Source organism: Oceanobacter antarcticus, assembly GCF_044962685.1.
Lineage (GTDB): Bacteria > Pseudomonadota > Gammaproteobacteria > Pseudomonadales > Oceanobacteraceae > Oceanobacter > Oceanobacter antarcticus.
The window spans coordinates 128,039-136,616 of sequence record NZ_JBBKTX010000014.1 but is presented as its reverse complement, the minus strand read 5'-3'; the positions used below and the strand labels follow the sequence as shown (position 1 = coordinate 136,616).

Sequence of the window (8,578 nt, the reverse complement as noted above, 5' to 3'; positions counted from 1 at the left end):
TTCAGAGCTTGCATCGAATGCGAGAACGATTGGTCAAGGATCGCACTGCGCTTTGCAATCAGATGCGCGGTTTGTTGACGGACTATGGTTATATCTTCCCCGTCGGAATCAATGCTGTACTTAAAGGGTTGCGCGAGATTCTGGAACAAGGTGAGCTGTCTGGCATGATGCAGTCGGAGTTGAATTGGACATTGACTGAATATGACCTGTTATCGCGTCGGATTGATCACATTAACGAAGAATTAAAGCGTTATGGCGAACAGGATCAGCAATGCCAGAACCTGATCTCTATCCCTGGAATCGGGGCTCATATCGCGACGGCCATCAAGAGTACGGTGGACAATGCGGAGGTCTTTCATAACAGCCGGGATTTTGCGGCGTGGACGGGGTTAACACCGAGACAAAAGGCCAGTGGTCATAAATCGGTGATGTCAGGGATTACCAAGCGTGGGGATGCCTACTTGAGAAAATGACTGGTGCAGGCTGCACGTCACACACTGCGCTGGGCTAAGCGAAACGAAGACACAAATCTGGCGCGCTGGATGATAGACATCGTCCAGCGTCGCGGATTGCACAAGGGCGTTGTCGCCATTGCGCATAAACTGGCGCGGATTATTTGGAGCGTTTTGACACGTCAAACGGTCTTTAATCCGGCCTGAAAGCAAAAACCCATCGGGTAGTCGTTGTTTGATGATGTAACGGGGCAATCCGTCCCTGGTAGAGCCTGAGCGGGACACGATCGGCGTGGCCAGATCGAATAGATGTTAAAGGTGCCAGGGTTCGGATTTCATCAGGGCTGCGGGAGCTGATCCCGAACAGAAGCCGGATATATGTCAGAACTGCCACTGTCATCGCAACGAACAAGTGATGGTTAACAGGAAATAAATCAAGGGCATATGGCAGGTGTCAGGGCCAAGTCATCCTTGATATTGGGGAAGCGTCTATATATGTCCCCTATAGCCCACAGTGCTTTGGCATGAGTATGCCACTGCGATGCAGTCCCCACGGATGTCGGGTGGTTACTCCAGGCGACTGCAATCCGGGCATTGTGGGTTTTTTGGGAGTTCCCAGCTGCGCTGTTCTCCGGCAAGGGCGTCGAATGTTTTGAGTCGGCCTGGGCGGGTATCGCCTAGGTTGGCGATAAATTTCAGTGCTTCCAGTGCTTGTAGTGATCCAATCACTCCTACCAGCGGTGCCAGTACGCCGCTGTCGGCGCAGCTGAGTCCACTGGTGGTCAGGTTTGGGTAGAGGCAGCGATAGCAGGGGCTGTTGTTGTCCGTAGGGTCAAACCAGATCCATTGTCCTTGTGTGCCGGTGGCGGCGGCGGATATCCAGGGTGTTTTTGTGGCGAGGCTGGCCTGGTTCAGTTGGTAACGAATGTCGGCGTTGTCGGTGCAGTCGAGTACTACGTCTATCATGCCGAGTTGGCTTTGCAGCCAGGTTTTATCGGCGCGGCGTTGTATGGCCGTTACCTGGCAATCTGGGTTGAGCGCTTGTATGTGTGCCGCTGCGGAATCTACTTTGGCACGGCCCACGTCGGCGTCGGCGTGGGCAATCTGGCGTTGCAGGTTGGACAGTTCGACCTGGTCATCGTCGACCAGCAGCAGTTGGCCAATGCCACTGGCGGCAAGATACAGGGCGACGGGTGAACCAAGGCCACCAAGACCAATGATCATGACGCGGGCTTGTAACAGTGCCTGTTGCCCTTCGATGTCCATCTCTGGCAGCAGGATATGGCGGCTGTAACGCAACAGTTGTTGGTCTGAGAGGGTTTCCATTTTCTATTCCTTCGACAGGCAGGTCTGAACAATCAGTATCAGGCCAACCGGGTTTGAGGCCAGCGTCCGCCGGTAATACGTGGCTGGCCGCCCAAATCGTGCCGGGTGCCCACATCGACAAAGCCCTGGTGTTTCAGGCAGTCGGCAACGGCGGTGGCCTGTTGATAACCATGTTCCAGCAATAACCAGCCATCCGCTACCAGAAACGCCGCTGCCTTGCTGATGATGTGTTCGATATCGGCCATGCCCTGATGATCGGCAACCAGCGCGCTGCGAGGTTCAAAAGCAACGTCACCCTGGGCCAGGTGCGGGTCGGCGGCGTCGATATAGGGGGGATTGGAGACGATCAGATCAAACTGCCCAGCCAGAGCATCAAACCAGTGGCTTAACAGAAATGTCGCACGCACTTTGTTGCTCCGGGCGTTGCGGCGCGCCAGTTCAACTGCCGGGAGGCAAACATCGACGCCTAATACTTTCCAGGAGGGCTGTTCGCTGGCTAATGCCAGGGCTATCGCCCCGCTGCCGGTGCCCAGATCCAATACTCGCGCTGTCGCCAGCAAGGGTAATTCCAGTGCCCATTCTACCAGGGTTTCGGTATCCGGCCGGGGAATCAGGGTGCTCGGATTCACTTCCAGTTCGAGTGACCAGAACGCGCGCTGGCCAAGAATATGCGCCATCGGTTCACCTTGGCAGCGACGTGCCAACAGCCGTTCAAGCGGTTCGTTATGCGCCGCTTCCAGCGTTGTGTCGCCCCAGGTATACAGCCAGGCACGCGGTTTTTGCAGTACGTGCCCCAGTAACAGTTCGGCATCGAGTCGGGCGGTATTGTCTTGTGGATTGTTGTCTTGTGGATTGTTGTCTTGCAGCTTGCGGGCATGACTGCTCAATTCAAGCTGCTGACGGGCCGTCGCCAGCCACTGATCTATGGATTGGGATTGACTCATTGGCCCGACATTTCTGCCAGCAGATTGGCCTGATGCTCGTGCGCCAGCGGCCCAATAACCGGAATCAGGTCGCCCTGAACAATTTCATCCAGTTTGTACAAGGTCAGATTGATGCGGTGATCGGTGACGCGCCCTTGCGGGTAGTTGTAGGTACGAATACGTTCGGAACGATCTCCCGACCCCACCAGACTTTTACGGGTGGCTGCCTGTTCGGCATGGGCGGCTTGGCGCTGGGCATCTCGCAGACGAGTCGCCAGCACCGCCAGTGCCTTGGCGCGGTTTTTGTGTTGTGAACGTTCGTCCTGACATTCCACCACCAGCCCGGTCGGCAAGTGGGTTACGCGGATGGCTGAGTCGGTTTTGTTGATGTGCTGACCACCGGCACCGGAGGCACGAAAGGTGTCGATACGAAGATCGTTTTTGTTGATATCGATCTCTTCTTCGCTGTCAACTTCTGGCATCACTGCCACGGTGCAGGCCGAGGTATGAATGCGGCCCTGGCTTTCGGTTTCCGGCACGCGTTGTACCCGGTGGGCACCGGATTCAAATTTCAGCCGCGAGTAAACGTCGGTTCCTGCAATACGGGTAATCACTTCCTTGAAACCGCCGTGTTCGCCTTCGCTGGCGCTCATCAGCTCGGTACGCCAGCCCTGGGTTTCGGCAAAGCGGGTGTACATGCGGTACAGGTCACCGGCAAAAATTGCGGCTTCATCACCGCCGGTGCCAGCACGTATTTCTACGATGACGTTACGGCCATCGTCCGGGTCTTTGGGTAATAGCAGAATTTCCAGTTCGCCGGTCAGGGCATCCAGCTGCTCTTTGGCCGATTGTTTTTCTTCTTCGCCCATGGCACGCATGTCGGGGTCGGGGTCGCTGGCCAGTTGTTCGGCTTCATCCAGGTCGGCTTGTGCTTGCTGGTAGCGCCCAAAGGTCTGGGCCAGACTTTCCAGCTCGCTGTATTCTTTCGACAGTTGTCGAAACTTGTTCTGATCACTAATAACGTCCGGGTCGGATAACAGGCGCCCGACTTCTTCGTAACGTTCGGAGAGAGATTCCAGTTTGTGCAGGATAGAGGCTTTCATGTTCAATCATCGCCAGTGCTGGCAGCATCAACGGTATCGCCAAGCTGGAACAGCTCGCGGGTACTGTCAAAGACATCCATGCGCCCGTCCGCCGCTGCCTGACGCAGTGCGATGGTGGGAGCATGAAGCAGCTTGTTGCTAAAAGTATGAGCAAACTGGCGTAAAACCTTTTCTGGCTCGGCACCATTTTGCAGTTGTTTAATCGCCTTGATCAGTTGTTCTTCGCGCACCCGATCGACGTGGGCGCGCAAGTCGGTGACGGTGTGAACCGCATCGAGCACTTTCAGCTCGCGCATAAAGTGTTCCACTCCCGCCAGTATCAGCTCTTCCGCCTGCAATGCAGCGTCTTCACGTGAACGGACGTTTTCTTCAATAATGCTGCGCAGGTCATCGACGGTGTACAAGTAGACATCGCCGAGGTCTGCGACCTCGGCTTCAATATCTCTGGGAACGGCAATATCGACCATAAACATAGGCTTGTGGCGGCGTTTTTTTAATGCTTTTTCAACCGCTCCTTTACCCAGCACAGGGAACGGGCTGGCGGTGGAGGCGATTACAATATCCGCCTCGGCCAGTACTTCCGGAATATCTTCCAGTAACACGGCTTCGGCATGAAATTCTTCCGCCAGATGCTGGGCACGGGCCAGTGTGCGGTTGGCAACAATGATTTTTTCAATGCCGGCATGACGCAGATGCCGCGCCACCAGTTCGATGGTTTCGCCAGCACCAATCAGTAATGCAGTGCTGCGGCCCAGATCCGAAAATATGTGCTGAGCCATCCGTACCGCAGCAAATGCCACCGATACCGGGTTCTCTCCGATGGCGGTGTCGGTACGGACACGCTTGGCAATCGAGAAGGTCTGACGAAACAGCCGTCCCAGTTCAGAGCCGACAGTGCCTGCTTCTTGAGCCACGGCATAAGCGGATTTCATTTGCCCCAGAATCTGTGGTTCACCCAGCACCAGCGAGTCCAGACCACTGGCTACTCGCATGGTGTGTTGTACCGCCGCATCTCCTTCGAGGCAGTACAGAGCCGAATCAAGTTCACTGGCATTCAGACCATGATGATGAGCAAGCCAGTCACGAACCTGATTCCAATTGAACTCTACCGACGATCCGTAGATCTCAGTACGGTTACAGGTTGAAAGGATAACGGCCTCGGTAGCTGCATTAACGTGACAGATGTCCACCAGAGCGGAAGGCATGGAGGCGGGATTAAATGCAACGCGCTCGCGCACGGACACCGGCGCAGTCTTGTGGTTAATTCCCAGAGCCCAGATACCCATTACGCTATGTGCTACCCCTGATCGAAAAGCGCGGATTATAAACGTCAGCGCCCGGCTTTACCGCTTAAATCTTTGACTTAGTGTGTCATCTAACCCTAAATAGACACAAAATTTTCTGGCAAATCAGGCGCTACCGGCTCCTGAAGCCCCCGCATCCGGAAGAAACAGAGTGTTCACACCATCGTTGACAGCCGTACCGAACGCTGCGCCGTTGTTGCATCCGGCCAGCAGCAAACGCGCTTCTCTCGCTCAATTGCTCCTGACTGGCATCCTGCTCGGCGGCGTGTTGTCGGGCTGCGCCACTCAGAAGGCACAACCTGAAGATCAGGCTACCGAACCCTCGTTGAATGACACTGCGACGGCCGGAACGACAACCGCAGCCACACAAGCCGAATCCGCCGCAATCGAACCCAAGCCCAAACCTGCCAGCTTTAGCCAAGGGGAGTTACTCGAGTTGTTATCTGCCGAGTTCGCCGGGCAGCGTCAGCAGTTCGAACGTGCCCGCGATGGCTATCTGGCCGCTGCCGAGCGTACCGGCAATCCACAGATTGCTGCTCGGGCCGCGCAGGTTTCCCAGTATATGGGTTCCTACCCGCAGGCAACCCAGGCTGCCCGTATCTGGCTGGCTGCCGAACCCGACAACCCGGAAGTACACTGGCAACTGGCCCAGCTTTATATGTCGCAGCGGTTGTTTCTCAACGCCCTGGAACACCTTAGTGTATTGCAGGATCTGACCGGCGACAGCCATTATGAATTACTGGCTTCCACCGCATCTCTCGGGGCCGAAAGTGACCGCAAAAAGCTGCTTGATGCGTTGTCACAACGGCTGGTAACCACCCCAAACAACCCCTCACTCTGGACCGCAGCGGGTATTCTGGAACAAAGCCTCGGTAACAATACCAGCGCACTCAATCATTACAATCAGGCGCTGACCCTGGCTCCCGACAGCCTGCCGGCGGCGGTATTCAAGGCCCGGATGCTGGCATCGGGGGCTGACAAACGTGCAGCTCTGACCTGGGTGGATCAGGTACTGGTACAACATCCAGATCATAAGGGCATGGAGGTTCTGCGCGCCAGACTGTTATTAAATACCGACCAGACCGAAGCCGCCAGACAGGCCTTTGAAGATTTACATCGGAGTTACCCAGGTGATCACACCATCCTGCTGTCATTGGGGCTGATTGAATTTGAACTGGAGCTGAATCAGGACTCCTACAACCACTTGCTCGGTCTGCTAGAAACCGGAGCACATCAGCCCCAGGCACTTTATTACCTGGGGCAATTATCCGAGCGACTCGGCAAGCCAGATCAGGCGCTGAGCTATTATGCTCAGGTAGAAGACAGCCGCGAATTCATGCCTGCACATCTTAATGCGGCAGCACTGCTGGCGGAGCAGCAAGGCATCCAACGTGCGGTTGATTATTTAACCGCGTTGCGCCAGAGCCACCCTGACAAACACAATGAGTTGATGGTTCTGGAGGCCAGCTTGCTGACCGACTACGGCCATTTTCAGGGTGCTCTGGATCGCTACACCCATCTGATTGATAATAATCCGAACGATGCAAAAGTCATTTACTACCGCGCTCTGGTCGCAGAACGGATGAATAATCTGCCCCTGATGGAACAAGACCTTGAACGGGTGATAGAACTGCAACCCGATAACGCCGATGCCCTCAATGCCCTCGGCTATACGCTGGTAGACCGGTTACACCGCATCGAAGATGCCCTGCCATTACTGAAACGGGCACTGGTATTACGCCCCAACAGCCCCGCCATTATTGACAGCCTGGGCTGGGCCTATTTCAAACTGGGTGACTATCAGCAAGCTGAGCCACTGCTACAGCGGGCCTTTAACATCGTCGCCGATCATGAAATTGCCGCCCATTATGGTGAGTTACTCTGGGTCACCGGAGCACAGCAACAAGCCAGAAAGGTATGGCGAACAGGCCTGCGAGAGCACGCCGATAGCGCTATTATTCGGGCAACACTGCAGCGCCTGAAGGTCGAGATGGATGCCGAATAACATAGTTCAAAGGCTTCAGACGTTAGCGCTGCTACTGTTGATGATGCTGATGGGGACATTAAGCGCCTGCTCATTACTGCCCGGCGATCAGCAGCTGCAACAGCAACAGCTGGAGCAATTACAAGACTGGCAGCTGCGCGGCAAACTGTCGGTCAGAACCAATAGCGACAGCGTGACCGGCTACCTCACCTGGGAACAGCAACATCAGCAATACGATCTGTTTATCACCGGCCCCATGGGTCAGGGGTCGTCACGCTTGCAGGGTAACCCGACCGAAGCGACGCTGACCCTGCCCGATCACGACCAGCCGCTGACCGCTCCGAATGCCGAAAGCCTGATGGCCGAATATCTCGGCTGGTACTTGCCAATTGAAGGCATTCGTTATTGGGTCAAGGGCCAACCCTCTCCTGCAAGCAAGGCCACCAGTCAGTTTGATGACTATGGATTGCTAAGCAATCTGCAACAAAATGGCTGGACCATACGCTTCAGTCGTTATCAACAACACCAGGGCATATGGCTACCGGGTCTGATCAAACTCAAGGGCTACGACTACACTCTAACTTTGGCCATTAACGAGTGGACATTGCATGACTGATGTTTCCAGCCCCTGGGTCAGCGTACCGGCACCCGCCAAACTGAACCTGATGTTGCATATTACCGGGCGTCGGCCGGATGGTTACCACAACCTGCAAACCCTGTTTCAGTTCCTCGACTACAGTGACTGGCTCGAATTTCGCTGCCGGGGTGACGACCTGCTCACCCTGACCCCCGACATTGACGGCGTCGAGCGCGAGTCGAATCTGATTATTCGTGCCGCCCGAGTGCTGCAAAACCTCGCCAAAGAAAAGGGCATAACGGTTCCAGGAGCTGATATCCGTCTGACCAAACGTTTACCGATGGGCGGCGGCCTTGGCGGTGGCAGTTCGGATGCCGCCACCACCCTGTTAACACTGAACCAGATCTGGCAACTTGGTCAGTCTCTCGATCAACTCGCCAGGATTGGCCTGGGCCTCGGTGCCGACGTGCCGGTGTTTATTTACGGTCAGGCCGCCTTTGCCGAAGGCGTCGGAGAGCAGCTCACTCCCGTGCCACAACTGGAAGAAAAATGGTTCTTGGTCGTTCGGCCAGACGTCCACGTCAACACGGCAGAAATTTTTTCCCATAAGTGTTTGACAAGAAATACCCCTGCCATTAATATGCGCACCGCACTTGAGCAAGGGGGCGATAACGATTGCCAGCAAATTGTCTCGATGATTTACCCTGAAGTTGGTAACGCATTGAATTTGCTAAATAAATATTCTCTTGCTAAGATGACGGGTACTGGAGCTTGCATATTTTCAAGCTTTGACTCGGAAGCAGAAGCCGCAAAGGTTGCTGAGCAGTTACCGGCTGAATATGAGCATTTTATTGCACAGGGTGTTAACCACTCTCCGGCACATACGCTATTATTCAGACCGTCCTAGAT

The 8,578-nt window shown here is 55.1% G+C and carries 8 protein-coding genes; 4 read left to right on the top strand and 4 right to left on the bottom strand.

The window, feature by feature from the left end:
- A partial coding sequence (locus WG929_RS12660; protein WP_416206318.1) for a transposase occupies positions 1–473 on the top strand: 473 nt, incomplete at its 5' end.
- Positions 474–1,019: 546 nt separating this feature from the next.
- Here WG929_RS12660 and WG929_RS12655 read toward each other — a convergent pair.
- From WG929_RS12655 to hemA, 4 genes are read right to left on the bottom strand one after another with little or no spacing between them, the layout of a single operon-like run.
- Positions 1,020–1,778, bottom strand: coding sequence for a HesA/MoeB/ThiF family protein (locus tag WG929_RS12655; RefSeq protein ID WP_416206317.1), 759 nt, complete (start codon positions 1,776–1,778; stop codon positions 1,020–1,022).
- A gap of 38 nt (positions 1,779–1,816) precedes the next feature.
- Positions 1,817–2,722, bottom strand: coding sequence for a peptide chain release factor N(5)-glutamine methyltransferase (gene prmC / locus WG929_RS12650; protein ID WP_416206316.1), 906 nt, complete (start codon positions 2,720–2,722; stop codon positions 1,817–1,819).
- Positions 2,719–3,804, bottom strand: coding sequence for a peptide chain release factor 1 (prfA, locus tag WG929_RS12645; protein ID WP_416206315.1), 1,086 nt, complete (start codon positions 3,802–3,804; stop codon positions 2,719–2,721). Before prfA ends, prmC begins: the two co-directional genes overlap by 4 nt.
- Before the next feature lie 2 nt (positions 3,805–3,806).
- Positions 3,807–5,090: a glutamyl-tRNA reductase gene (hemA, locus tag WG929_RS12640; RefSeq protein WP_416206314.1), complete on the bottom strand. Its 1,284-nt coding sequence runs from the start codon at positions 5,088–5,090 to the stop codon at positions 3,807–3,809.
- Positions 5,091–5,259: 169 nt separating this feature from the next.
- On the opposite strand from hemA, the gene WG929_RS12635 reads away from it, so the two are divergent.
- The 3 genes from WG929_RS12635 to ispE are packed head-to-tail and all read left to right on the top strand — an operon-like array spanning position 5,260 to position 8,576.
- The gene (locus WG929_RS12635; protein ID WP_416206313.1) at positions 5,260–7,113 is read left to right on the top strand and encodes a tetratricopeptide repeat protein; all 1,854 of its coding nucleotides are present in this window, start codon (positions 5,260–5,262) and stop codon (positions 7,111–7,113) included.
- Complete coding sequence (gene lolB, locus WG929_RS12630; protein WP_416206312.1) at positions 7,103–7,708, top strand: lipoprotein insertase outer membrane protein LolB; 606 nt, start codon at positions 7,103–7,105, stop codon at positions 7,706–7,708. Before WG929_RS12635 ends, lolB begins: the two co-directional genes overlap by 11 nt.
- On the top strand, positions 7,701–8,576 hold the full coding sequence (ispE, locus tag WG929_RS12625; RefSeq protein WP_416206311.1) for a 4-(cytidine 5'-diphospho)-2-C-methyl-D-erythritol kinase: 876 nt from the start codon (positions 7,701–7,703) through the stop codon (positions 8,574–8,576). Before lolB ends, ispE begins: the two co-directional genes overlap by 8 nt.
- Positions 8,577–8,578: the final 2 nt, after the last annotated feature.

Excerpts from the sequence above, each read along its gene's own strand:
- prfA (WP_416206315.1), bottom strand. The coding sequence starts at position 3,804 with ATGAAAGCCTCTATCCTGCACAAACTGGAATCTCTCTCCGAACGTTAC.
- prmC (WP_416206316.1), bottom strand. The coding sequence starts at position 2,722 with ATGAGTCAATCCCAATCCATAGATCAGTGGCTGGCGACGGCCCGTCAG.
- lolB (WP_416206312.1), top strand. The coding sequence starts at position 7,103 with ATGCCGAATAACATAGTTCAAAGGCTTCAGACGTTAGCGCTGCTACTG.
- WG929_RS12655 (WP_416206317.1), bottom strand. The coding sequence starts at position 1,778 with ATGGAAACCCTCTCAGACCAACAACTGTTGCGTTACAGCCGCCATATC.
- hemA (WP_416206314.1), bottom strand. The coding sequence starts at position 5,090 with ATGGGTATCTGGGCTCTGGGAATTAACCACAAGACTGCGCCGGTGTCC.
- ispE (WP_416206311.1), top strand. The coding sequence starts at position 7,701 with ATGACTGATGTTTCCAGCCCCTGGGTCAGCGTACCGGCACCCGCCAAA.